The sequence below is a fragment of the Comamonas resistens genome, from assembly GCF_030064165.1.
In the GTDB taxonomy this organism is placed as follows: Bacteria; Pseudomonadota; Gammaproteobacteria; order Burkholderiales; family Burkholderiaceae_C; genus Comamonas; species Comamonas resistens.
On the sequence record NZ_CP125947.1, the window covers coordinates 1,321,288 to 1,345,043 of the forward strand.

At 63.0% G+C, this 23,756-nt stretch carries 23 protein-coding genes; 9 read left to right on the forward strand and 14 right to left on the reverse strand.

The genetic code is table 11. The annotated features are described in order from the left end of the window. The first annotated feature begins 452 nt into the window (after nucleotides 1-452). Complete coding sequence (locus QMY55_RS06000) at nucleotides 453-1,952, forward strand: MFS transporter (RefSeq protein WP_283487760.1); 1,500 nt, start codon at nucleotides 453-455, stop codon at nucleotides 1,950-1,952. Then, nucleotides 1,949-2,665: an aspartate/glutamate racemase family protein gene (locus tag QMY55_RS06005; protein WP_283487761.1), complete on the forward strand. Its 717-nt coding sequence runs from the start codon at nucleotides 1,949-1,951 to the stop codon at nucleotides 2,663-2,665. Before QMY55_RS06000 ends, QMY55_RS06005 begins: the two co-directional genes overlap by 4 nt. A gap of 117 nt (nucleotides 2,666-2,782) precedes the next feature. Here the strand turns inward: QMY55_RS06005 and QMY55_RS06010 are convergent, their stop codons facing one another. The 3 genes from QMY55_RS06010 to QMY55_RS06020 form a co-directional block, all read right to left on the reverse strand. Then, nucleotides 2,783-3,640, reverse strand: coding sequence for a MurR/RpiR family transcriptional regulator (locus QMY55_RS06010; RefSeq protein WP_283487762.1), 858 nt, complete (start codon nucleotides 3,638-3,640; stop codon nucleotides 2,783-2,785). A gap of 80 nt (nucleotides 3,641-3,720) precedes the next feature. Further along, nucleotides 3,721-5,898, reverse strand: a complete 2,178-nt coding sequence (gene mutL / locus QMY55_RS06015; RefSeq protein WP_283488896.1) for a DNA mismatch repair endonuclease MutL — start codon at nucleotides 5,896-5,898, stop codon at nucleotides 3,721-3,723. A gap of 118 nt (nucleotides 5,899-6,016) precedes the next feature. Then, nucleotides 6,017-6,259, reverse strand: a complete 243-nt coding sequence (locus tag QMY55_RS06020) for a hypothetical protein (protein WP_283487763.1) — start codon at nucleotides 6,257-6,259, stop codon at nucleotides 6,017-6,019. Nucleotides 6,260-6,731: 472 nt separating this feature from the next. On the opposite strand from QMY55_RS06020, the gene QMY55_RS06025 reads away from it, so the two are divergent. Next, entirely contained in the window at nucleotides 6,732-7,385 is a 654-nt protein-coding gene (locus QMY55_RS06025; protein ID WP_283487764.1) for a DedA family protein, read from the forward strand. A 124-nt stretch (nucleotides 7,386-7,509) separates the two neighbouring features. On the opposite strand, the gene QMY55_RS06030 is transcribed toward QMY55_RS06025, so the two are convergent. From QMY55_RS06030 to tsaE, 3 genes are all read right to left on the reverse strand, one after another. Further along, nucleotides 7,510-7,725, reverse strand: coding sequence for a glycine zipper 2TM domain-containing protein (locus QMY55_RS06030; protein ID WP_283487765.1), 216 nt, complete (start codon nucleotides 7,723-7,725; stop codon nucleotides 7,510-7,512). Between the two features lie 197 nt (nucleotides 7,726-7,922). Further along, nucleotides 7,923-9,461, reverse strand: a complete 1,539-nt coding sequence (locus QMY55_RS06035; protein WP_283487766.1) for an N-acetylmuramoyl-L-alanine amidase — start codon at nucleotides 9,459-9,461, stop codon at nucleotides 7,923-7,925. Beyond that, nucleotides 9,458-9,979 carry a tRNA (adenosine(37)-N6)-threonylcarbamoyltransferase complex ATPase subunit type 1 TsaE gene (tsaE, locus tag QMY55_RS06040; RefSeq protein WP_283487767.1) on the reverse strand — a complete coding sequence of 174 codons (522 nt, stop codon included), beginning with the start codon at nucleotides 9,977-9,979 and terminating at the stop codon, nucleotides 9,458-9,460. Before tsaE ends, QMY55_RS06035 begins: the two co-directional genes overlap by 4 nt. A 12-nt stretch (nucleotides 9,980-9,991) precedes the next feature. Between tsaE and queG the strand changes: the two genes are divergently transcribed. Next, nucleotides 9,992-11,032 carry a tRNA epoxyqueuosine(34) reductase QueG gene (queG, locus tag QMY55_RS06045; RefSeq protein WP_283487768.1) on the forward strand — a complete coding sequence of 347 codons (1,041 nt, stop codon included), beginning with the start codon at nucleotides 9,992-9,994 and terminating at the stop codon, nucleotides 11,030-11,032. A 62-nt stretch (nucleotides 11,033-11,094) separates the two neighbouring features. Here the strand turns inward: queG and QMY55_RS06050 are convergent, their stop codons facing one another. Then, nucleotides 11,095-12,003, reverse strand: coding sequence for an AEC family transporter (locus tag QMY55_RS06050; protein ID WP_328517799.1), 909 nt, complete (start codon nucleotides 12,001-12,003; stop codon nucleotides 11,095-11,097). Nucleotides 12,004-12,236: 233 nt separating this feature from the next. Between QMY55_RS06050 and QMY55_RS06055 the strand changes: the two genes are divergently transcribed. After that, nucleotides 12,237-13,217, forward strand: a complete 981-nt coding sequence (locus QMY55_RS06055; RefSeq protein ID WP_283487770.1) for a tripartite tricarboxylate transporter substrate binding protein BugE — start codon at nucleotides 12,237-12,239, stop codon at nucleotides 13,215-13,217. 168 nt (nucleotides 13,218-13,385) lie between these two features. On the opposite strand, the gene QMY55_RS06060 is transcribed toward QMY55_RS06055, so the two are convergent. Further along, nucleotides 13,386-14,603: an AAA family ATPase gene (locus QMY55_RS06060; RefSeq protein WP_283487771.1), complete on the reverse strand. Its 1,218-nt coding sequence runs from the start codon at nucleotides 14,601-14,603 to the stop codon at nucleotides 13,386-13,388. Nucleotides 14,604-14,662: 59 nt separating this feature from the next. On the opposite strand from QMY55_RS06060, the gene xerD reads away from it, so the two are divergent. Next, nucleotides 14,663-15,619, forward strand: coding sequence for a site-specific tyrosine recombinase XerD (xerD, locus tag QMY55_RS06065; RefSeq protein WP_283487772.1), 957 nt, complete (start codon nucleotides 14,663-14,665; stop codon nucleotides 15,617-15,619). 96 nt (nucleotides 15,620-15,715) lie between these two features. Here the strand turns inward: xerD and QMY55_RS06070 are convergent, their stop codons facing one another. Further along, nucleotides 15,716-16,384: a molybdopterin-dependent oxidoreductase gene (locus QMY55_RS06070; RefSeq protein WP_283487773.1), complete on the reverse strand. Its 669-nt coding sequence runs from the start codon at nucleotides 16,382-16,384 to the stop codon at nucleotides 15,716-15,718. A gap of 192 nt (nucleotides 16,385-16,576) precedes the next feature. On the opposite strand from QMY55_RS06070, the gene QMY55_RS06075 reads away from it, so the two are divergent. Further along, a complete protein-coding gene (locus QMY55_RS06075; RefSeq protein ID WP_283487774.1) occupies nucleotides 16,577-17,563 on the forward strand; it encodes a Bug family tripartite tricarboxylate transporter substrate binding protein in 987 nt (328 codons plus the stop codon). A gap of 87 nt (nucleotides 17,564-17,650) precedes the next feature. Here QMY55_RS06075 and QMY55_RS06080 read toward each other — a convergent pair whose 3' ends face one another. The 3 genes from QMY55_RS06080 to QMY55_RS06090 form a co-directional block, all read right to left on the reverse strand. Beyond that, nucleotides 17,651-18,934, reverse strand: coding sequence for an EAL and HDOD domain-containing protein (locus QMY55_RS06080; RefSeq protein WP_283487775.1), 1,284 nt, complete (start codon nucleotides 18,932-18,934; stop codon nucleotides 17,651-17,653). A gap of 32 nt (nucleotides 18,935-18,966) precedes the next feature. Next, nucleotides 18,967-20,235, reverse strand: a complete 1,269-nt coding sequence (locus QMY55_RS06085) for an EAL and HDOD domain-containing protein (RefSeq protein ID WP_283487776.1) — start codon at nucleotides 20,233-20,235, stop codon at nucleotides 18,967-18,969. A gap of 187 nt (nucleotides 20,236-20,422) precedes the next feature. Further along, nucleotides 20,423-21,229 carry a ferritin-like domain-containing protein gene (locus QMY55_RS06090; RefSeq protein WP_283487777.1) on the reverse strand — a complete coding sequence of 269 codons (807 nt, stop codon included), beginning with the start codon at nucleotides 21,227-21,229 and terminating at the stop codon, nucleotides 20,423-20,425. A 50-nt stretch (nucleotides 21,230-21,279) separates the two neighbouring features. Between QMY55_RS06090 and QMY55_RS06095 the strand changes: the two genes are divergently transcribed. Both QMY55_RS06095 and hslO read left to right on the forward strand, forming a co-directional pair. After that, a complete protein-coding gene (locus tag QMY55_RS06095) occupies nucleotides 21,280-21,804 on the forward strand; it encodes a gamma carbonic anhydrase family protein (protein WP_283487778.1) in 525 nt (174 codons plus the stop codon). 33 nt (nucleotides 21,805-21,837) lie between these two features. Continuing rightward, nucleotides 21,838-22,845 (forward strand): Hsp33 family molecular chaperone HslO, encoded by a 1,008-nt coding sequence (gene hslO, locus QMY55_RS06100; RefSeq protein WP_283487779.1) that lies wholly within the window; start codon nucleotides 21,838-21,840, stop codon nucleotides 22,843-22,845. 80 nt (nucleotides 22,846-22,925) lie between these two features. Here hslO and QMY55_RS06105 read toward each other — a convergent pair whose 3' ends face one another. Continuing rightward, nucleotides 22,926-23,468, reverse strand: a complete 543-nt coding sequence (locus tag QMY55_RS06105; RefSeq protein WP_283487780.1) for a hypothetical protein — start codon at nucleotides 23,466-23,468, stop codon at nucleotides 22,926-22,928. Further along, nucleotides 23,437-23,715: a septum formation initiator family protein gene (locus QMY55_RS06110; RefSeq protein ID WP_283487781.1), complete on the reverse strand. Its 279-nt coding sequence runs from the start codon at nucleotides 23,713-23,715 to the stop codon at nucleotides 23,437-23,439. The genes QMY55_RS06105 and QMY55_RS06110 overlap by 32 nt, the downstream gene beginning before the upstream one ends. Between the last annotated feature and the right edge of the window lie 41 nt (nucleotides 23,716-23,756).

The following is a 23,756-nucleotide window of genomic DNA, read 5'->3' on the forward strand; positions in this document are numbered from 1 at the left end:
AAGCAAGATTATGCCAAAAAGTTATGCCTTCATGCATGGATTCGGTGCATGCAGACGTGTTTCTGATGTTCAACTGTTTTGTGTTGGTGCATGTAATCGATGTTTTTTCTGATGGATCAAGCACTTAAATGGTGCATTGGCTGTGCGGTTCGCACATGCGCAATGCCGCAAAAAGCCGCTGCACAGGCCTGAAATGGGCTCTGGCAGGCCGCGATGACCATGGCCAATAACCCGAGTGAGCGCTATTTGTGATAGCACCAGACTGGTGCCTGGCATGGGGTGGGTCCATTGCCCCCGTCGGAAATTGCGTTTTCAGCACCTGAAGGGCAAAGCTGTTTCCGGTTTCATCAGGGCTAACCTCGATATGAAATTTGTTTTTCATTTAATTTAATGTGAAAAGTAAATTGCATTTTCTGGAAAGAGCAGCCGCTGCTCAAGCTGAGGAGACCGTCATGGCCGCAGAAATCCCCATCCGCCCCAGTGCATCCGGCAAGGCCAGTGCCGCCCAGATGCAGCAACTGGAAAACGCGCTCAACAACATGGGCGTGACGCGTTCGCACAAAAGCATCATCTTTCTGGTGGTGTGCGGCGTGCTCTTCGATGTGTTCGAGCAAAACGCGGTCGGCCTGGCCGGCCCCTTGCTGCGCCAGCAGTGGGGGCTGGATGCCACCGACATCGCCTTCCTCAACACCATCACTTTTTTTGCCGCCGCCATGGGGCGCTTGTTGTCCGGCTACCTGGCCGACCGCATGGGACGGCGCTTCATGCTCAACGTGAACCTGGGTCTGTTCACATTGGGGGCAATCGCCTGTGCGCTGGCGCCCAATTACGCATTTCTGGCCGTGGCGCGCGCCATTGTGGGCTTTGGCCTGGGCGGAGAGATCACCACGGCGGTGACCATGCTGGCGGAGTTCTGCTCGGCCCGCTTTCGCGGCACGGCCGTGGGCCTGATCAATGTGGGCGGTGGCGGCCTGGGTAATATGCTGGCGCCGGCTTTCGCATTGGGCGTGTTCACGCTGTTCCCCGGCGATGATTCCTGGCGCTGGCTGTTCGGCTGCCTGGTCATGCCGGCCGTTTTCATCGTCTTCTACCGCCGTTATGTGCCGGAGACACCGCGCTTTCTGCTGTCCCAGGGGCGGGTACAGGAGGCCAATCGCGTGCTGAGCATGCTGGCCGCCGGCAAGCTGGCCAATGCCCGGTTCGAGGTGCGGGAGTTCATCGCGCAGGATGCTGCAGCGCAGTCCGCCGCTCAGGCCGACCAGGTGGCCTCAGGCCCGCGCACCTCATTCACCGATATTTTTCGCGGCGGCTATGCGCGGCGCACGCTGGCCGTGGGGGTGGCCTCATGGATGACGTTTGGCGCGCAGCTGTCGGTGCTGACGCTGATGCCCACCATTCTGGTGGCCCAGGGGTACTCGATCTCCAAGAGCTTCGGCTTCACCATCGTCATGCAGCTGGGCAGCTTGCTGGGGGCGATTGCGGCATCGACCATGGGCTACTACTTCCCGCGCAAAAAGGTGTTGACCGCAGGGGCGCTGGCCGCCTGTGTGGCGGGGCTGGCATTTGGCAATCTCACTCACAGCGTGGCCATGATCCTGGTTTGCGGTGCACTGTTCCAGTTCTGTGTGCTGACGCTCAACACCTCGATCTGGATTTTTGCCCCCGAGCTGTACCCGACCCGCATCCGGGCGCTGGGTACCTCGTTCCTGCTGGCGCTGGGAACGATAGGCGGAGCCATGTCCCAGGTGCTGGCAGGCAAGATGTTCGATCTGCACGGCGTGGCCGGAATGTTCGGCATGATCGCGGCCATGTATTTCATTTTTGCAGTGGCCGTGCAGTTTGCGCCAGAGACATTTGGCCGTTCCATCGAAGAAGGCGCGGGCGGCGTGGAGCCCTGCAGCGAAGCAGAGTCTGCCGCCGCATCACCTCTGGGCCAGGAGCGCACCGCATGAAGGCAAGCAAGGCCGAGATGGCGCAGATTCTGCTGATCAATCCCAATACGTCGCGGCAAACCACGGAGCTGATGGCCAGGCAGGCCAGGGCCTGCCTGCCTGCCGGAATGCTGCTGCTGACGGCCACGGCGCAGCGGGGCGACGCCATGATTACCGACGAGGCCGGCCTGAGGCTGGCCGAGCAGGAGGTGCTGAGGCTGGGCCTGGAATTTGCCCACTCTGCGGGCGCTGCGCCTGCGCGGGCCATCATCGTGGCGGCTTTTGGCAACCCGGGGCTGGACGCGCTGCGCGCCGCTCTGCCGCCGGGCGTGGCCGCCTGCGGTATTGGCGAGGCAGCCATGCGCGCCGCCGCCACGGCCGCAGACCAGGGGCCGCGCCGCTTTGGCATTGCCACGACCACGCCGGGTCTGGAGGCATCGATTGCTGCATCGGTCAATGCATTGGGCCTGATGCCGCAGTTCACCGGCACGCGCATTGCCCCCGGTGAGCCATTGGCGCTGGCCGCCGACCCGGCCTTGCAATGTGAACGGCTGGCCCTCGCGGTGGCGCAGTGCATAGAGCAAGATGGCGCCCAGGCCGTGGTGATTGGCGGCGGGCCTTTGTCCGAAGCGGCGCTGTGGCTGGCGCCGCGCTTTGCGCAGCCGGTGCTCTCGCCCGTGGTGGCTGCCATGCAGGCGGCGCTGGCGAGCCTGTCCGAGGCGGTGCCGCAGTAGTTGCGCGATCTGCAATCAATGCTATGAAATTCAGAGCGTGTAGCGCTTGATATTCATGGATTTGATGATGAAATCAGTCAAAACTCCATGAGTATCAGGCGTAGCCAGCTTCTTCATTCATAACAGTTCATCGAGTTCATCGTGGCTGGTCTCAATGGCCGCCATATGCCTGCGTCCGGGCTGGCCGCATTGCTGCAGCGTGGATGTGGCAATCAGATGGCAGAGCATGAACAGCGCGGCATGGTTGTCCAGCGGGCCGGGGGCCGAAGTCTGCACGCGCAGCAGCCAGTCGGCCTCGGGCGCGGGACTGGCATGGTCGGTGATGCACAGCAGCCTGGCGCCTTGCTGGCGGGCCAGGCGGGCAAACTCGGCCACCAGGCGCACGCTGCGGCGCAGGGCAAACACCACGACCACATCGCCCTGGCCCAGCTGGGCGGCGTATTCGCCCAGTGTTTCGCCGGGGCCGGGAATGACCTGGCTGGGCATGTGCAAGGCCTGCAGCAACTGCCAGCGCAGATAGGCGGCAAAGTTGCGGTTCTGGCGGTAGCCGACAAACATCAGCTGGCGTGCGCCGATCAAGGCCTTGGCAATGGTGTCGAGCTGGGCGGCCGAGATCTGGCCCATGGTCACGGCCAGATTGTCCGTGGCCTGGCGCAGATGGGTGCTCATCACCTCGGCGGTGGGCGTACCCTGCGCCGTCGCGGCGGCCAGGAAAAGCGGAGATCCGTTGTCGCCCTGGGTTCTGGCGTGGCGGCGCGCCTCGTCATAGCTGTCATAGCCCAGACGCCGGATGAAGCGGGTGACCGTGGCGTTGGAAACGCCCGTCAGCTGTGCGATTTCAGCGGCAGCGTAACTGGAGAGATTGCCAGGAAAGTCCAGCAGAAATTCGCCAAGACGGCGCTCTGTGGGCGGCAACTGCGGCAGAGCGGCACGCACGCGGGCGATAAAGGACGACTGGATCTCTGTAGGTGTCATGGCAGCGGAACGACGGACGACAGATTCTGGGGTCTGCGCTGTCCGCCGCGGTGGTCGATGCCCTCAATGTAGCGGCTAAATCAGCGCCCGCGCAGAAACAGCGCATCCAGCTCCTTCATGCTGAGCTGGCGCCAGGTGGGGCGGCCGTGATTGCACTGGTCGGAGCGCTCGGTCACCTCCATCTGGCGCAGCAGCGCATTCATCTCGTCGATGGTGAGCTTGCGGTTGGCGCGCACCGCGCCATGGCAGGCCATGGTCGCCAGAATCTCGTTGCGCGCACGCTGCACCACGGTGCTGGCGTCGTGCTGGGCCAGCTCGGCCAGCACGCTGCGCGCGAGCTCCACGGCATCACCCTGGGCCAGTGTGGCAGGCACGGCACGCACGGCCAGGGTCTTGGGCGAGAAGGGCGAAACCTCCATGCCCAGCGTCTGCAGCGTGTCTGCATGGGCTTCGGCCGTGGCCACCTCTTCGGGCGTGGCGGCAAACGTGGCCGGAATCAGCAGCGGCTGGCTGGGAATCTGTTCGTCACCGTTGACGGCGTTCTTGAGCTGCTCGTAGACGATGCGCTCGTGTGCGGCATGCATGTCCACGATGACCATGCCCTGGCTGTTCTCGGCCAGGATATAGACGCCGTGGATCTGTGCCACGGCCCGGCCCAGGGGCCAGACGGGGGGATTGTCGGCAGCGGCGGGCGTGCTCGTCGCTGCGGCAGCAGCAGTGGATGCGACAGGAGCTGGTGCAGAGATGGGTGCTGCAAGGTTGATAGCTGCTGACGCTTCCTGTACCACCGCTGTAGCCGGTTTTGCCTGAAAGTAGCTGGACTGGCCCGAAGGACGCAGCTTGATGCCCGAGGCTTCGCCGTCCGCTGGGGCTGCGTCTGGCGCAGGCGCTGCCGTGGGTTCTGTTGCAGCTGCCGCCATGGGCGCTTGAGCCGGTGATGCCGGCGGTGCGGATTGGGGTGTGGCACCCAGGGGGGCAGGCGCGGCTTCACGCATGGGCGCCCAGAGCTTGGCCAGATCGCTGACAGGTGTGCCCGCGCGCTCTTCGCCAAAACTCATGCGGGTTTGCGGCCAGGCGGGCGCTGCAGCAGGCTTGAAGGCGGTCGCGGCCGTGTCGTCGATCAGGCCGGGCTGGCGGGCTGCATCCAGGGCGGCTTGCTGCGCGGCGGCCTCGACCACGGCGGCGGCGCGTGGCGCGGCCAGGGCGTTGTCGATGGCGTGGCGCACGGCCTGGTGAACTTCGCGGCTGTCGCGAAAGCGCACCTCGATCTTGGTCGGGTGTACGTTCACGTCCACGCGTGCGGGATCGATCTCGATATACAGCGCATAGATAGGCTGTTTGTTGCCGTGCAGCACATCTTCATAGGCCGCGCGGGCGGCGTGCGTCAGCACCTTGTCACGCACAAAGCGACCGTTGACATAGCAGAACTGATGGTCGGGGCGCGAGCGCGCGGCATCGGGAATGCCGGCGCGGCCCGTGACATGCACGGGCCCTGCCCAGTGATCCACGGTCAGCGAATTCTTGACGAAGTTGTCACCCAGCACATCGGCCAGTCGGCCGGAGATGGCTTGCTCCGGCGTGCCCGTGGCGGCGCGCCACTGCTCGACCAGCTTGCCTTCGTGCCAGATGGCAAAGCCCACATCGGGCCGGGCCAGTGCATGGCGGCGCACGGACTCTATGCAGTGGGCCAGCTCGGTGGCATCGGTTTTGAGGAATTTGCGGCGCGCGGGTGTGGAGAAGAACAGCTCCTTGACCTCCACGGTCGTGCCCTGGTTGCGGGCAGCCGGGCGCAGCTCGCCGCTGCGGGCATCGAGCAGGAATGCCGATTCCTGACCTGCGGGGCGCGAAAAAATGGAGGTTTCGGACACCGAGGCAATGGCGGCCAGCGCCTCGCCGCGAAAGCCCATGGTGGCCACGGTTTCCAGATCGTGCAGATCGGAGATCTTGCTGGTCGCATGGCGGCGCAGCGCCACGGGCAACTCGGCCTGAGGGATGCCGCAGCCGTCGTCTTCCACCGCGATCAGGCGCACGCCACCTGCCAGCAGGCGCACATTGATCTGGCGGGCACCGGAGTCCAGCGCGTTGTCCACCAGCTCGCGCACGACGGAAGCGGGACGCTCGACCACCTCGCCGGCGGCGATCTGGCTGATCAGCTCGTCGGGCAGATCGCGAATCGGCCGACGTTCAGGGACGGCCTGGGCGATGGTTTCGGTGGGGGCGGAGGAGAGGTCTGGGCTGGATGCGTTCACGCCAAATATTCTAGGCGGGTGCGCAAACCGCCCGGCAAGTGAGCTTTTGCGCAAGAGAGAAGAGCAGCAAAAAGAGCTGCCAGGCATAGCTCTGGCAGCTCTTTGGGGACAGTCTGTTTGTCAGGCTTTAGTGACGGTGGCCGCCTCGGGTCATTTCGTTGCCGATCAGTGCACCGGCAGCAGCGCCGCCGATGGTGCCCACGGGGCCGCCGAACAGCACATTGCCCACGGCACCGCCGGCTACGGCGCCGGCGCCGATGCCCAGTTGTCGATTGCTGGGTCCGTGAGCGCATCCACCCAAAGCCAGGGCACCGGTCAGTGCAGCAGCCAGAGTCAAGGCCTTGCCATAGCGCATAGTGATATTTTTCATGCTCGTATTCCTCTCGTCGTGCTAGTTATGGGAGTGGTCAGGTCTCTCTTGAGACAGGGTGGTGAGAAACGCTGGACTTGCGGGACATAGCCCTGATGTCTTCAGCTGCAAGGCACGGCTTGCAGTGACACGTCTCTACTGTGCCAGCTTAAATGCCAAGCTGACGTATTGTTGACGTTTAGTTTTATCAAAACTTGTAACAAACAGCGCATGGACGGCTGCGCATGTTGCAGCTCGCAAGCAACTGTGAATGTGCTCTCAAAAACATGGCAGGGTATTGAGGTCTGGTGTGTCTGCGGGCTTTGCTGGGCGCAGTACATTACGCAGCGGCATACGCTGGTATGCCATCCATTTTTAAGGACGACTTACGCAAATCAGACTCAGGCAGGAGCTTTGCTTCAAGGCCGCAGTCCTTGGTGCATCCGCCGCGGCGGCCCGACTTGTTTGCGTAAGTCCTATTGAGGACCGTGTTTTGGAAATCATCCAGTTTCTGATCGACTTCATCCTGCACATCGACAAGCACCTGGAAGCGTTTGTCGTGGCCTACGGGCCCTGGGTGTATGCCTTGTTGTTCATCATCGTGTTTGTGGAAACCGGCGTCGTGGTCATGCCTTTCCTGCCCGGTGACTCGCTGATGTTCATCGTCGGCGCCTTGTGCGGTGCAGGCTATATGAGCTATCCGCTGGCGGTTGTGGTGCTGCTGGCCGCCGCGATTCTGGGCGACCAGAGCAATTACACGATAGGCCGTTATCTGGGTCCCAAGGTGTTTCAGTGGGAAGACTCGCGCTGGTTCAACCGCAAGGCCTTCGACCAGGCGCACAACTTCTATGAGCGCTATGGCGGCGTGACCATCATCCTCGCGCGCTTCATGCCGTTCATCCGCACCTTTGCCCCGTTTGTGGCGGGCGTTGCGCACATGAGCCGGGCCAAGTTCAGCATGTTCAATGTGGTGGGGGCCATTCTGTGGGTGCTTGGCATCAGCGCTGCGGGTTACTTCTTCGGCAATCTGGAATGGGTCAAGAGCAATCTGGAAAAAATCATCTGGGGCCTGATTCTGGTGCCGGGCCTGATTGCCATTTTCGGTGCCTGGCGTGCCGGCCGTGCCGACAAGGCAAAGGCCGCATGATCGGTTCTTGATAGCGCCTGGCGCTTTCCAGTCAAGGGTTGGGAGCGGATTTGGCTCCTCGGCAATGAAAAAGCCCCGATGAATCGGGGCTTTTTTGTGGCCGGTGATGGCGGTGGTGCTCTGCTTAGTGGCGCTTGCCCACTTCATTGCCGATCAGTGCACCGGCGGCCGCGCCACCTACGGTGCCCAGCGTGCCACCGAACACGGCATTGCCGACCACGCCGCCAGCCACGGCGCCTACGCCGGTACCTACCTGGGCGCTGGTGGGGTTGGTCGAGCAGCCGGTCATGATGAGGGTCAGGGCAGTGGCTGCGCTCAGTGCGAGAGTGCGAAGTTTCATGGGGACCTCCGAATAGCGGCCGCCGGAAAACGGCCTTCAGGAACATGGCTCCATGTTGAACCTTTTGCCGTTTCCTGTCAGTAGGACATGCAGCCAAGCCCCTGTCAAAACAGGCAGGAGGGCCGGCAGGCCCATGCGGTGAGCATCGTGAACAAAAAAAGCCCGCGGCAGCGGGCTTTTTTACGTCCGGGCGGCCTTCAGACGGAGCGGCTGCGTGCCAGGGGCGGGTTGTGGGCAAAGTATTTGCGAATGCCGGTCATCAGGGCATCGGCCAGCTGTGCCTGATAGGCGGCGCTGCGCAGCTTGGCCTCTTCCTCGGGGTTGCTGATGAAGGCCGTTTCCACCAGTACGCTGGGAATGTCGGGGGCCTTGAGCACGGCAAAGCCCGCCTGCTCGACCCGGGCCTTGTGCAGCTTGGCCATGCCGCCGATCTCGCCCAGCAGCGAAGTGCCGAGCTTGAGGCTGTCCTTGATCTGGGCCGTGGTGCTCATATCCAGCAGCATGCGCTGCACATGCTGGTCCTGCAGCCCGCCCACGTTGAGGCCGCCCACCAGGTCAGCCTGGTTTTCCTTGTTGGCCAGCCAGCGTGCGGCCGTGCTCGATGCGCCGCGCTCGCTCAGCGCAAACACGCTGGCGCCGCGTGCCGCCGGTGTGGTGAAGGCATCGGCATGGATGCTGATGAACAGATCGGCCTGCACGCGGCGGGCTTTGTCCACCCGCGTGGCCAGCGGCACGAAGAAGTCGGCGTCGCGCGTCATGAAGGCACGCATGGGGCTGCCGCCGATGCGCGAATCATTGATGCGCTCGCGCAGCAGATGGCCGATTTTCAGCACCACATCTTTTTCGCGCAGGCCGCTGGGGCCGGTGGCGCCGGGGTCTTCACCGCCGTGGCCGGGGTCCAGGGCCACGATGATGATGCGGTCGGTGCTGCGTGAGGTGGCGATATTGGGGGCGGTGCGTGGTGCTGGAGCCGGAGCCGGTACGGGCGCTGGCGCAGGACGAGGCGCAGGCGGCGGCACCGGGGCCGGTGTGGGGGCTGGGGCCTGAGCAATCGCCACCGGCGGCGCCACGGGCGCGGGAGAGGGCGGCGTGGAGCGCTGGGCGATCAGATCGCCCAGTGGGTCAGCAGGTGCGGCTGCGACGGCGGGCGGCGGTGTGGTGATGACATTGCCACCTGCGGAGGGCGTCTGGGCCTTGGTGGTGCCCGTGCCGGCATCACGCAGGCGCTCGCTGATCAGCGCCTCCAGCGGGTCCACGGCCTTGGCCGGATACAGGTCCAGCACCAGGCGGTGCTTGTAGGGCGCAATGGGGGCCAGCGTGAAGACCTGGGGGCGGGCTTCCTGCTTGAGGTCGATGACCAGGCGCACCACGCCGGGCGCGAACTGGCCGACGCGGATGCTGGAGATATTGGGGTCGTCGGGTCTAACCTTGGCCACCAGTTCCTTGAGGGCGGGGTTCAGATCCAGCCCTTCCACGTCCACGGCCAGACGGGGGGGCGTGGGCACGAAGATGGGCTTGGCGGTCAGCGGGATATCGGATTCCAGCGTGACGCGTGAATAGTCGGGGGCGGGCCAGACGCGCACGGCCACGATGCTCGCACCCTGTGCAATATGCTGGCGACCCAGCAGCAGGACCACGCCGCCTGCCTGCAGCAGGCCGCGGCGGGACAGGCCTGGTCGAGACAGACCCGGTCGGGACAGACCCGAAGAAACCTGGTTGGAATTTGTTTTGCTCATGCCGTCAATGCTTCAAGCACCGTGCATCCTGCGGGGGTACCAGCCTTGAGGGTCACCTGCCGCTGCACATCGTCAATTGCTTCAATATGGATAGCTATATCCGCAACAGGTGTCACCGCTGCAGCCTTTTCGGGCCATTCTGCCAGCTTGAGACCGGCGCTGGCAAAAATGTCACGAAAACCCGCATCTTCCCATTCGCGCGGATCGTCGAAGCGGTAGAAGTCAAAGTGCCAGATGGACAGGTCGCCAGCCTCGTGCGGCTCCACCACGGCATAGGTCGGGCTCTTGATGCGGCCTTGCACGCCCAGGGCGCGCAGCCAGTGGCGCACCAGCGTGGTCTTGCCTGCACCCAGGTCGCCGTGCAGCGTGACATAAGCGTTGCGCAGCTGGGGCAGGGCCGCCAGTTGCTGGGCAAAGCGTTCGGTATCTTGTTCGCCCAGCCAGACTATCTGTCGCTGCGCCAGCGCTTGAGGGGGCTCGCTTCCTACAATTCGGGGGGTATGTTGAGCAGCAGTCAATTGATTCCTTTGATGCAAGCCTGGGCTCGCGAGCTGGGATTTTCCCAAATCGGCGTGGCAGGTGTGGATTTGTCCTCGGCAGAACCTGGTCTGCTGCAGTGGTTGGCGCAGGGGTTTCATGGCGAGATGCATTACATGCAGGCCCATGGTTTGAAACGAGCCCGTCCCGCGGAATTAGTTCCCGGCACGGTGAGCGTGATTACCGCGCGCATGGATTATTTACCGCGCGATACGCCGCCGGGCTGGCAGGCCGTGGAATGGGAGAGACTGCAGCGGCCCGAAGAGGGCATTGTCTCCATCTATGCGCGGGGCCGGGACTATCACAAGGTGCTGCGCAACCGCCTGCAGAAGCTGGCCGAGCGCATTGCCCAGGAAATCGGCCCTTTTGGCCACCGCGCATTCACCGACTCGGCTCCCGTGCTGGAGGCCGAGCTGGCCAGCCGCAGCGGCCAGGGCTGGCGCGGCAAGCACACGCTGGTGCTGAGCCGCGATGCCGGGTCGATGTTCTTTCTGGGCGAAATCTATGTGGACTTTGCGCTGGAGACGACAGAACCTGTCACCGCCCATTGCGGCAACTGCTCGTCCTGCATAGACGTCTGCCCCACGGGCGCGATTGTTGCGCCACACAAGGTCGATGCACGCCGCTGCATTTCCTATCTGACCATAGAGCATGCGGGCAGCATTCCCGAAGAGATGCGGCCGCTGCTGGCCAATCGCATCTATGGCTGCGATGACTGTCAGCTGGCCTGCCCCTGGAACAAGTTTGCCCAGCCCAGCCAGTTGCCGGACTTCGATGCCCGTGCCGGACTGGCGGGTACGCAGCTGGTGCATTTCTTCGCCTGGGACGAGGCCACGTTCTTGCGCGTGACCGAAGGCAGCCCGATCCGGCGCATAGGTCATGTGCGCTGGCTGCGTAATGTGGCCGTGGCCCTGGGCAATGCCTGGCGCGAGACCGGCCAGCCTGAACTCAAGGCCGCGCTGCAAAGCCGGGCAGACCACCCGGATCCCCTGGTGGCCGAACATGTGGCCTGGGCGCTGACGCAGCGTGCTTGAATAGGTGTTGAACTGGCCTGTAACGCTTTATAGGTAAGCGCTGGCAGCTATCAAATCATTGATCAGATACCGATCAGCCACAGCCCGAAAGGCAGGCTGACGGCCCCCAGCATGGTGGACAGCGAGATCAGGCTGGCCACAAACGAGCCTTCGTAGCCCATGCGCACGGCCAGCACATAGCAGGACGAGGCCGTGGGCAGGCTGGAAAAAGCCATCAGCGCAATTGCCTGCGGCTGGTTGAGCTGGAACAGTCGAATCATGGCAAACGCAATCAGCGGCTGGATGGCATGTCTTATCAGCAGCAACTCGCCAGCCAGCAGCTTGTTGCTGGCCAGGGCACCGAGCTTGAGGCCGGCGCCTGCCGCCATCAGCCCCAGCGCAATCGAGGCCGCACCCAGGCGCGCCACAGGGGCTTCCAGCAGCGCGGGAATCTTCAGGCCAGCGGCATTGAAAAGCAGGGCGCAGACCGTGCTGATGATCAGCGGGTTGCGCAGCAGGTGGCTGAGGAAATGCTGCTCGCTGCCGCGCGCCATGGGCCAGACCGCCGCCACATTGACCATGGGGACCGACACACCGATCAGCACCGAGACATAGAGCAATCCGTCCGGCCCAGCCAGGCGCGAGACCAGGGCCAGGGCGATGAAGGAGTTGAAGCGAAAAGCCACCTGTGCGGCTCCGGCATAGCTGCGGGCATCGATGCGGCGGCCCAGCAGCGGCAAATGGGGCAGGCTGTAGGTCAGCAAAACACCTAGCAGACCGCCCAGGACGCCGGCGCCCAGTAACTGGCTGGCTTCGCCCCATTGGATGGGGTTGCGCGTGATGGAGTGAAACAGCAGCACCGGAAACAGCAGGTAGTACACGAGCTGCTCCACCGCTTGCCAGATGCTGCGGTTGATGGGCGTGAAGCGGCACAGCACATAGCCCAGCACGATGAGCGCGAAATCGGGGAAAAGCAGTTCGAGATAGTTCACGGGCAGCAAGCATAGGGCCTGGACCGGTGCTGCTTCGCTCTGGGCGCTGCATCTATGTAGTAGTACTTATCTGCAGAAAGCCGCTGGTTCGCCGGCCCTGTTGCGATGGTTCAAGGTATTGGTTTGAACCTAGGGTAAACACTGGTGGATTCGGGTGAAAAACCGAAGACTCGGGTTTTTTGTGCCACTTAGTATCAAAAGTTCTTTTATAGAACTCATAAGGAGACCCCTTCATGAATCGTCGTATGTGCGTGGGCCTGACCATGGCTCTGGCAACCGTAGGTTTTTCGACGGGTGTGATGGCCCAGGCCAATTACCCCACCAAACCCATCAAATTGCTGGTGCCCTTTGCCGCAGGCGGCACGACCGACATCATTGCCCGCGTGATCGCTGATCCCCTGGGCAAGGAACTGGGCCAGCCCGTGATCGTGGACAACAAGGGCGGCGGCGGCGGCGTGATCGGTGCGCTGGAAACCTCGCGCCAGAAGCCCGATGGCTACAACCTGGGCATTTCCACGCTCTCGACCATGGCCACCAACCCGGCTATCAACCCCAAGACCCCCTACAACCCGCTGACGGACTTCACGCCCATCATCAATATTGCGGCCACGCCCAATGTGATCGCCGTGAACCCGAAGTTCGCGGGTAGCGCCAATTACAAGGCATTCGAGGCCGAGCTCAAGGGCCATCCCGGCAAGTATTCCTATGGCTCCTCGGGTACCGGCGGCATCCAGCACATGCTGATGGAGCTGTACAAGTCGCTGACCGGCATCCAGATGACCCATGTGCCCTATCGCGGTGCAGGTCCCGCCCTGAACGACGCTGTTGCCGGCCAGATCCCCATGATTCTGGACAACCTGCCCTCGGCTCTGCCTTTCATCAAGGACGGCCGCCTCAAGGCTGTGGCCGTGGCTGCCCCTCAGCGCCTAGCGGTGCTGCCCGATGTGCCTACCTTCAAGGAAGTGGGTCTGGAGCAGGTCAACCGCATGGCTTCCTATGGCATTCTGGGCCCCAAGGGCATGGACAAGGCCACGGTCGACAAGATCAATGCCGCCGTGCGCAAGGTGCTGCAGGACCCGGCAGTGAAGAAGCGCATCGAGGACACCGGTTCGCTGGTGGTCGGCAACACGCCTGCAGAGTTCTCCAAGGAACTCAAGGACGAGTACGAAACCTACAAGCAGGTCGTGGCCAAGCAGAAGCTGACGCTGGACTAAGCCTCTGATCCGCTGACTGTTTTGCTATTGAAATAAAAGCGGATACCGCTGATGCAACAAGCCCGAAGAGCCCAAAAGGCCTTCGGGCTTTGTTATTGCCGCTGAGCCGCCCCACAGCAACAAGTGGCCCCTTGGGGGCACCCGACACAGGGCCGCAGGGCACCTTTTTCAGGCGGTCAGCCACTCCCAGCGCGGAACCTCGCGTGCATTCAGATTGGCGATTCGTGTTTCACCCAGCTCTTTATTGAGGTGAATGGGTTGCCAGTCGGGAAGGCGGCTCTCGTCTTCTGGCCCGGCCCAAGACCGGTGCTGTGCGTCTTCGAGCGCATTGAGCAGCCGGTTGGCATGCGTGACCACGATCAGCTGGGTCTGGCGCGCAGCCTGCGCAATCAGGCGGCCCAGCGCGGGCAGCAGATCGGGGTGCAGGCTGGTTTCAGGCTCGTTGAGTACCAGCAATTGCGGCGGGCGTGGGCTGAGCAGGGCTGCAATCAGCAGCAGATAGCGCAGCGTGCCGTCGGACAGCTCGGCTGCGCTCAAGGGGCGCAGCAGACCCGGCTGGTGCATCTGCAGCATCAGCCGCCCGCCTTCGCTGGCGATGGCCAGACTGGCGCCGGAGAAGGCGTCGGCCACGGCTTGCTGCAAGGCCTCGTCGTCGCCGATTTGCTGGATGGTGAGCAAGGCCGCCGCCATGTCATGGCCATCGCCGCTGAGCACGGGCGTGTAGCAACCCAGTTGAGGCTGGCGCGCCGGGGCGTCGGCATCGGTGCGGAAATGGTCGTAGAAGCGCCAGGCCCGGATTTCCTCGCGCAAGCTGATGATCTCGGGTGCACCTCGAGGGTCTACCAGCTCGGTCATCATGCTGGCCCAGCACGCAACGGGGCGCTCCAGCGTCTGCCAGCCGCTGTCCGTGCGCAGCCGGATGGCCGGGCCCTTGCGCTCCACCAGCAGGCTGGAGGGGCGGCGTATGGGGCCGGCCCAGACGGCCTCGGCCTTGATTTCCGGGTCTTGCATAAAGGGCTTGGGCACGCTCGATGGCGCGGGGCGGCCCAGTGCGCTGGCATAGCTCAGGCCGTCTGCGCCATGGCTGGCAAAGCCCAGCTCCAGCCGCTCGGTCTTCTGGCGTACCGTGCCTTGCACGGGCTGTTCGCCACGGCGCATGGCCGGGCTGATTTCCTCGGGGCCGGCCCAGAGCGTGGAAGGCAGACCGCCTTCGCGCACTAGCGATTGCACGGCGCCGCCATAGGCAATATCGCCGAGCAGCCGCAATGATTTGTAGACGCTGCTTTTGCCGCTGCCGTTGGGGCCGGTCACCACCGTCAGGCGGCCCAGCGGCAGGATCAGGCGGCGCAGGCTGCGGTAGTTGGCAATGGCAAGAGTCGAAAGCATGGCGGGCGAAGGAGTGGGCGCGGTCCATGGTAGCAGCGCCAGCGTGTACGCTTGAGGCCATGTCTGAAGTCCGGAAAAAAACACGCAAGCCCCAGATTCCCGAGGATTGGCCGCAGCCTTTGCCTGCGAGTCAGGATGCCATGGACCTGTTCATCGATGCCCTGCTGCTGGAAGACGGGCTGTCGCGCAATACGCTGGCTGCCTACCGGCGCGATCTGGTGGCCGTCTCGCGCTGGCTGGCAAAGCTGGAGCCTGCCAAGGCCCTGGATGCAGCCCAGGAGGCTGATCTGCAGGACTATTTCGCCGTGCGTGTCGAGGATACCAAGGCCACTTCATCGAACCGTCGCCTGACGGTGCTGCGGCGCTATTTTCATTGGGCGCTGCGTGAAAAGCGGGTGGCAGCAGACCCCACGGTGCGCATGCTGGCCGCCAAGCAGGCGCCGCGCATGCCCAAGGTGTTGACGCAGCAGCAGGTCGAGGATTTGTTGCAGGCGCCCGATGTGGATGTGCCGCTGGGTCTGCGCGACCGCGCCATGCTGGAGCTGATGTATGCCAGCGGCCTGCGCGTGAGCGAGCTGGTCGGCGTGCGCATGCATGAAGTGGACCTGCGTGCCGGTGTTTTGCGGGTGACGGGCAAGGGGCGCAAGGAGCGGCTGGTGCCGTTTGGCCAGGAGGCGCAGCATTGGCTGGAACGCTATCTGCTGCAGGCACGCTCTGCCATCCTGGGTGGGCAGCACAGCGACGAGGTGTTCGTGACCCAGCGCGGCGCGGGCATGAGCCGGGTGATGTTCTGGATCATCGTCAAGAAATATGCGCAGCTGGCGGGCATTCACGCACCCTTGTCACCGCACACCCTGCGCCACGCCTTTGCCACGCATTTGCTCAACCATGGGGCGGATCTGCGGGTGGTGCAGATGCTGCTGGGCCATGCCGATATCTCCACCACCACCATCTACACCCATGTGGCGCGCGAGCGCCTCAAGGCCTTGCACGCCGAGCATCATCCGCGTGGTTAGAGCCTGTAGGACTTACGCAAACAAGGATGCTCAAGGAGTGTTCCCACAGGGAAAATTTCTGGCTTGAACCTGATTTGCATAAGTCGTGGCCTGTTCTCAGGCCTGGGGCTGCTGCGTGCTGATGCGTAGGTAGTACAGGCCCCAGACCGCGGCCGTAAAGCGCTGGTTGAGGGGCTGGTGGCTCAGCTCTTCGATATGCTGAGGCGCGAAGCTGGCCCAGAGCGGCCCTACGCCACCCATGGCCAGCGCCTGTCCATCCATCTGGGTGGCCAGCAGCATGCGCCAGCGCACGGCCTGGGCCAGCGGCAGGTGGCTGCGGTAGCCGTCAATGCCTTGCAGCGTGAGCCAGTGGCCCTGGGCCATGGCCTGGGCGATGTCCACGCCGCTGGCCTGCAGCACGTTCTCGAGCAGCGGGCCTTGGAGGCTGTGCTCGGCCTCGTCATATTCCAGCGTGGTTTTCAGCCGGTGCTGCTCCAGACTGTTCAGGGCGTCGAGCCCGCAGGACCAGGCGCTGTCAAACTGATAGCCATGCAGCTGCAGCATGCGGTCGGCCACGGCCTGCGGTTTGCCTCGGTTGAACTGCACGCCGGGGCCGGAGATGGTCAGTACCACGGGCTGCAGGCCATCGAGCACGCAGGTGCGGCTGGCAGATCTGGCGGCCTGGGCCGGAGTGGCCAGGGGCAGGGCCATGGCACCTAGTGCGGCACAGGCAGCGCTGCTGTGCGAAAGCAGACCTCGGCGAGACAGCAGTTTGGAGTCGGTCATGGATTCCTTTCAAACGGGCGATGCAGGCCAGTCTAGCGCAGCCGTGCGAGCCGGTGACCGGTTTCAAAATGCTGCGAAGACCTCGTCAGGTCGGCAGAAAATTCGGATGAATTCGCCGAATCAATGCAGCTGGGCTCAAGGGCTTCAGCTTTGGTGAAAAATTGCTGCATTCATTTCTGGATTGCATTGGTGATGACTAACTTTCTGCGCCGAAGCCTGCTGGCTTGTGCCCTCGCTGCGGTCTTGCCGGCTGCTCTGTCCGTGAACGCATATGCGGCCGACTGGCCCTCGCGCCCCATCCGTCTCGTGGTGTCCTACCCCGCAGGCGGCGTCAGCGACGTGGTGGCACGCGCTCTGGGAGAAAAGCTCACGGCGGCCTTGGGCCAGTCCGTGGTGGTGGATAACAAGGCTGGCGCTGGCGGTGCCATCGGCCTGGATCTGGTGGCCAAGTCCAACCCCGACGGCTATACGCTGGGCTTTTCCTCCATCAGCCCGCTGACGCTGAGCCCTCACCTGGGCAAGCCGCTGTTCGATGCCCACAAGGACATTGTTCCTGTGGTCAGCGTCATGTATTCGCCCGTGCTGCTGCTGGGCACCACGCGCTCTACAGCCGCCAGCTTCCCCGAGCTGATTGCCCAGGCCAAGGCTCATCCCGGCGATGTGCGCTGGGCCACGGCGGGTCTGGCCTCGCTGGGCCACATCATGCTCGAGCAGATTGCCGACCAGTCCAGGACGCAGATCACCCATGTGCCTTACAAAGGCGGCGGCCAGCAGCTCAATGACGGCCTGAGCGCGCAATTCGAGGTGCTCTCGACCAATGCCGGCCCTGCGGTGATGCAGCACATCAAGGCTGGAAAATTCAAGGCTTTGGCGGTGGGTGCTCCCTCGCGCCTCGATACCCTGCCCAATGTGCCAACCCTGGCGGAGCTGGGCTACAAGAGTGCCAATATGACCTCGGTGTTCGGTATCTTTGCACCGGCCGGTGTGCCCGCACCCATCCTGGCCCGCCTGAATGCCGAGGTGAACAAGGCGCTGGCCTTGCCCGATGTACGTCAACGCCTGGAAGCCACGGACAATGTGCCCACCGGTGGCAAGGCCGCCGATTTTGCCAAGCAGATCGAGGCCGAATCCAGGGCCAATGCGCAGATCATCAAGGCTGCCAAGATTCAGCTGAACTGATTGGCGTTCGTGAAAAAACCAAGGGCTTGCAGTCAGATTGGCTGCAAGCCCTTTGTCCATGAGCGTCAGTAGCTATCTATCTGATAGTCAGGCTACTTCTTCGTTGATGAGGCTGTCTGCCCAGCTCAATGCCTGCAGATGAGCCCAGTTGACCTGGTGATTGGACAGTTGCAGCGCATTGGCGGCGCGGGCAAAGGCATCGTCGTCGCCGGATTCGCAGGCCCGGGTCAGCTCCAGGAAGGGGGCGAAGACGCCCTTGTTGTGCACCAGGGCATCGACCACGGACTGCGGCAGGGCCACGGATTCCAGAGCCTTGGTCATGGGCTGACCCAGCATCACGTCAAGCAGGGAGAACACGCCGACCACAAATGCGTGATCGCTTTCCTCGGGGGGCAGCAGCTCGGCCGAGAGCAGCTCCATCAAGCGGCCGCGCACCACGGCGGTCTGGCCCACTGCAGGTGGTGTACCGCCTGCGCGCGAGGTGGTCAGCAGCAGGGCGGCCCAGCGGAACAGCTTCTTGAGGCCCAGGATCATCACCGCGTGGCGGAACGATGTGATCTCGCAGGACAGGCCAAAGCCCGAGCTGTTGATGAAGCGCAGCAGGTTGAAGGACAGCGTGGGGTCCTTCTTGAGCAGCTCTTCGATCTCTTCGGTGCTGGCCTGTTGGCGCACCAGATTGATGAGCTGGATCACCGTGGCATGCGTGGGGCGTATGGTGCGCGCCTGCACCACCTGGGGCTGGGCAAACCAGAAGCCCTGGAACAGCTTCACTTCCAGGCTCTGCATATGCTCGAACTGCTCGGCCGTTTCCACCTTCTCGGCCACGATCTGGGCGCGCGTGTAGTTTCTGGCGAACTTGACCAGCTTTTCCGCATGCTCCAGACCGAAGGTCTGCATGTCCAGCTTCACGAACGAGGCCATGGGCAGCCAAGCCGCGTAGTTGCGGCGCAGCAGGTTCTGATCGAAGGCCAGGCGAAAGCCGCGCTGGCGCAACGCATTGAAGGTGGGCACACAGGCGTCGATTTCCTGCTGCGTGGCATCGGCAGGCAGGGCCGGGACTTCCAGCACTACGCGGTCGGGGTGGATCAGCTCCAGATGTGCGCCCGAGAGACTTTCGTGCGTGCAGTTGATGAACACCGTTTTCTTGCCCACCAGCGCCTCGGTGCCCGCATAGGACAGTGCGTTGAAGAGCAAGGCGGCGTCCGAGGCCGCCGTATGGGCCTTGTGGGCGACGGAGCGGTCAAACAGTTCGTAGCCGAAGACATCGCGTTTGTCGTCCACGATGGCTTGACGCGCGATTCTGGCGATGTTGGCATCGTCGAGGTCGGCGGGCGCTGGTGTGGCGGTGTTGGAGATGTCTGGGGTATCCATGGCAATCAAAGACAGTAGAAGATCAAAGGCAGTCAGGGCTGGATGTCGGACAGGTAGTCCGTCCAGCTCATCGCCTGAAGATGGGCATGGTTGATCTGCTGGTGCGCCAGCTGCAGGCTTTGCGCACTGCGATCGAACTGATCAATGTCGTGATTTTCGCAGGCCTGGGCCAGCATCAGCAGCTCGCCCAGAATACCCTCGCGGTGCAGCAAGGCGGCGGCCACGGTGTCCGAGACGGGGATCAGCGCCAGCGCAGCCGGCAGCGGCATGCCCAGCATGCGATCGAGCATGGAGAACAGGCCGCAGATAAAGGCCAGATCGCCATCGGTCTCAGTCAGCGAATGCTTGGCCAGCAGCTCCATCAGGCGGGCGCGAATCACGGCCGTCTGGCCCACGGCCGGAGGAGGGCCACCTTCGCGCGAGGCCGTCAGCAGCATGGCCGCCCAGCGGAACAGCTTGTTGAGCCCCAGCAGCATCACGGCCTGCTTGAAGGAGGTAATTTCACGATGGGCGCCAAAGCTGGCCGAGTTGATCAGGCGCAGCAGATTGAAGGCCAGGGCCGCATCTTTCTTGAGCACCTCCTCGATGGCGTCGGTGCTGGCCTGCTGGCGCACCAGCGTCAGCAACTGGATGATGCTCTGCTGCGTGGGCGTGAGCAGGCGGGACTGCATGACCGTGGGACGGGCAAACCAGAAACCCTGGAACAGCTCTATGCCCAGGCGCTGCGCCAGCTCGTGCTGTTGTGCGCTCTCGACCTTTTCGGCAATCAGCTCGGCCCGGGTGTGGCGGCTGGCGTACTTGATGAGCACTGTCAGCTGGCCGGGCGCCAGCACGGACAGGTCGATCTTGATGTAGTCCGCCAGCGGCAGCCAGGCGGCGTAGACGGACTCCAGCACCGTGTGGTTGAAGGCCAGGTGAAAGCCTTGCTCCTTCAGGGCCTGCAGCGTGGGCAGGCGCGCTGCGACTTCATGTACGGCGGCATGACCCAGCGGAGGGATTTCCAGCACCACCTTGTCGGCGGGCAGCAGCTCCAGATGCTCGCCGGTCAAGCCCTCGTGCGTGCAGTTGACGAACATGAGCTTGGTGCCGACCAGATCCTCCTCGCCCGCATGGGTGAGGGCTGCGAACACCAGGGTTGCATCGGATGCCATGGTGTGGCCATAAGGCGCACGTGAGCGATTGAACAACTCGTAGCCAATGATCTGCTGTAGCCCATTGACGATGGGCTGGCGTGCAATCATGCCTTTGGACAGCTGGCCGGGCGAGGCGAAGGGCGTGTCCTGTAGGGTGTGTCCACTCATTGTGTGCGTGAGCCGGTTTGGCGACAGTTCAGTTTGATTGTCATCGTAGGAATGGACGAATCATAGTGTCTGATTGGGTCTTTCATCGTGATGGCAGGTGCGCATGTGCCAATAGCCCACGTTGGAAGGGTTGAATTCTTGATGCGCGTCAAGGGGTTCGGCTGGCGGGATGGGCCTGGCCCAGGACTCAGATTTGCTGCAGCCAGGCGATCTCCGTATCAGTGAATCCTGCCGAACGACGGGCTGTTTCGTTGAACGGAGGGCGCAGGCGTGGTGCTTCGTAGCGGGCGGTCAGCTCCAGATACAGAGGTTCAGGGTCAAGCCCTTGCTGCTCGCAAAGCCAGCGATACCAGTGGTTGCCTATGGCGACATGACCGACTTCCTCGCGCAGGATGATGTCGAGAATGCCCACGGCTGCCAGTGCATCGGGGGCATGGGTGTTGCGCAGCTTGTTCTGGATCTGCGGCGTGGCATCCAGCCCGCGTGCTTCCAGCGTACGAGGCACCAGGGCCATGCGGGCCGTGATGTCGCCCGCCGTCTTCTCGCACATGGTCCACAGGCCCTGGTGGGCCGGATGGTCGCCATAGTCCTGCTCATGGTGCTGGCGCAGATGGTCGCGCAGCAGGCGGAAATGCTTGGCTTCCTCGGCGGCGACCAGCAGCCAGTCGTGGTAGTACTGCTCGGGCATGCCGTCGAAGCGCCAGACGGCATCCAGTGCCAGGTTGATGGCATTGAACTCGATATGGGCGATGGCGTGAATCAGCACGGCGCGGCCTTCAGGCGTGGCCGGGGAGCGGCGTGCGACGGCCGTGTGGTGGCGCAGTTCCGGCCGGGCCGGGCGGCCTGGCAACTCGGACTCCAAAACAGCAAGAGCGGGCGCCTTGTCTGCTATTGAATAAAGAGCTTTATGCGCATGCAGATCAATAGCTGCAGCGGCTTTTTGCTCAGGGTCGGAAAAGCACAAGACCTCAAGTGCGCGGTGACGTAACTCCATCCCTACAATTCTAGGTTCTTTGAAGAAACAACCCACCGGGAGACAAGCACATGGCAATTTACGAACTCGACGGAGTGGCTCCTGAAGTCGCCGAGACAGCCTGGGTGGCCGACAGCGCCCAGGTCATGGGCCGCGTGAAGCTGGAAAAGGACGCCAGCGTCTGGTTTGGTACGGTCATCCGCGGCGATACGGAAAGCATCACCGTGGGCGAGGGCTCCAATATTCAGGATGCCAGCGTGCTGCATGCCGATTTCGGCAAGCCTCTGGTCGTGGGTTGCAATGTGACGGTTGGCCACCAAGTAATGCTCCATGGCTGCACGATTGGCGATGGCTCGCTCATCGGCATTGGCGCCGTGGTGCTCAATGGCGCAAAGATCGGCAAGAACTGTCTGGTGGGCGCTGGCTCGCTGGTGACCGAGGGCAAGGAGTTCCCTGACGGCTCCATGATCCTGGGCAGTCCTGCCAAGGTCGTGCGCGAGCTTTCGCCAGAGCAGATCCAGGGTCTGCAGCAAAGCGCCAAGAACTATGTTGAAAATGCACGCCGCTTCAAGAGCGGCTTGCGCAAGCTGGGCTGATGATGGCCCGGCTCCTATACCGGAACCTATAGCGTGTCTGAACTGCATAAATTCATTTTTGACGGCCTGCCTGTGCGCGGCGCCATTGTCCGCCTGACCGATGCCTGGCAGGAAATCCTGCAGCGCCGTGCCGGCAACCACGAAACCGGCGCTTATCCCGAGGCCGTAAGAGCCTTGCTGGGCGAGATGACGGCCGCTGGCGTGCTCATGCAGTCCAACATCAAGTTCAATGGCGCGCTGGTGTTCCAGGTCATGGGCGACGGCCCGGTCAAGCTGGCCGTGGCCGAAGTGCAGTCCGATCTGAGCCTGCGCGCCACGGCATCGCTGGTGGGAGATGCCAATCTGCCTTTGCAGGGGCAGCTGGCTCCCCTGGCATCACTGGTGAATGTGCGCGGCGCTGGCCGTTGCGCGGTCACGCTGGACCCCAAGGACCGCAAGCCCGGTCAACAGCCTTATCAGGGCGTGGTCTCGCTCAATGATGTCAATGGCGGCCGTTTTGAGCGCCTCTCGGATGCCTTGCAGTTCTACATGTTGCAGTCCGAGCAACTGGACACCGTGATGGTGCTGGCTGCCAACGACCAGGTGGCTGCAGGCCTGATGGTGCAGCGTATGCCCGTCAAGGGCGAGGCCAACCTGGCAGCGGCCACGGAAAGCGGCGATTCCGAAAACGACGCCCTGGGCCTGAACGAGGAATACAACCGCATCGCCACGCTGGCCTCCAGCCTGACCCAGGACGAGCTGTTGACGCTGGATGTGGACACCATCCTGCGCCGCCTGTTCTGGGAAGAGAAGCTGTTGCGCTTTGCCCCTCAGGCCGATGAGCAGTCCCCGCGCTTTGCCTGCACCTGCAGCCGCGAGCGCGTGGCTGCCATGCTGACCTCGCTGGGCAAGGAAGAGGTGGACTCCATCGTGGCCGAGCGCGGCAAGATCGATGTGGGCTGCGATTTCTGCGGCCAGCAGTACGGGTTTGATGCCGTGGACGCGGCACAGCTCTTTACCGAAGCCGGCAAGCAGCCGCCCAGCTCTGACGTGGTCCAATAAAGCCCCGGGCCCAAACGCATGTCACCGATAAGGCCCCGTTCCTCCTCGAACGGGGCTTTTTCATTGGGTAGCGCCATGGTTTACCGGGCACGCTTGAGCGCCTCGAACAGAATCTGCTCGCACTCCGGATCGCCGCACTGCTCGCAGGCCTTGCGACGCATTCTGGCGCTGGGTTTCCAAGGGTTTTGGGCTGAAATCCAGGACCAATCTGCGGAAGGTGCTATGGATTTTAGAGATTCGGCCAGTTGCTGCCACTGTGCGGCCGGCTTGCCGTAGAGCATGACATAGGGCTGCATGCTTGCTGCCAGCTGCAAACGCCAGGTATTGATCTGCGCAGCAATGGCCGGGTCGGCATCCGCATCGCGCCAGTCCAGGCCCAGAACATAGATCAGGCAGCCGGAAGGCCAGTCATCGCCAGGAGAAGGAGCCAGGCATTGCCAGGCAGTATCTGGCCGGGCTTGGCGGTGGGCCTGCAGCAGCGTATGGGCCATGCTGCGCGCAAGGGCCTGAGGTGCGCCCAGCAGCACCACGGTGGGTGCAGGAACAGCAAAGCCAGCACTGGGCTGGCTTTGGTCTGGCTGGCTTGCAGGGTCAGTGCTTGGAAACCTGAATGTAGATTTCATTGGGTTTGACCATGCCCAGTTCGTAACGGGCCTTTTCTTCCACGGTGGACAGGCCGTCCTTGAGGTCATCGACCTCGGACTGCAATCTGTCGTTTTCCGATTTCTCCAGGGCATTGGCGGCGTACTGGTCCTTGATCTGGCCTTGCAACTCGCGGACATAGGCCATGCTGCCATGGCCCAGCCAGAGCTGGGCGTGAATGGCAGCCAGCAAGGCTAGCAGGACAACACAGACGACACGATTGACCATAGGAAATCAGATGGAAACAAAGCAGGCACCCAAGTCATCCA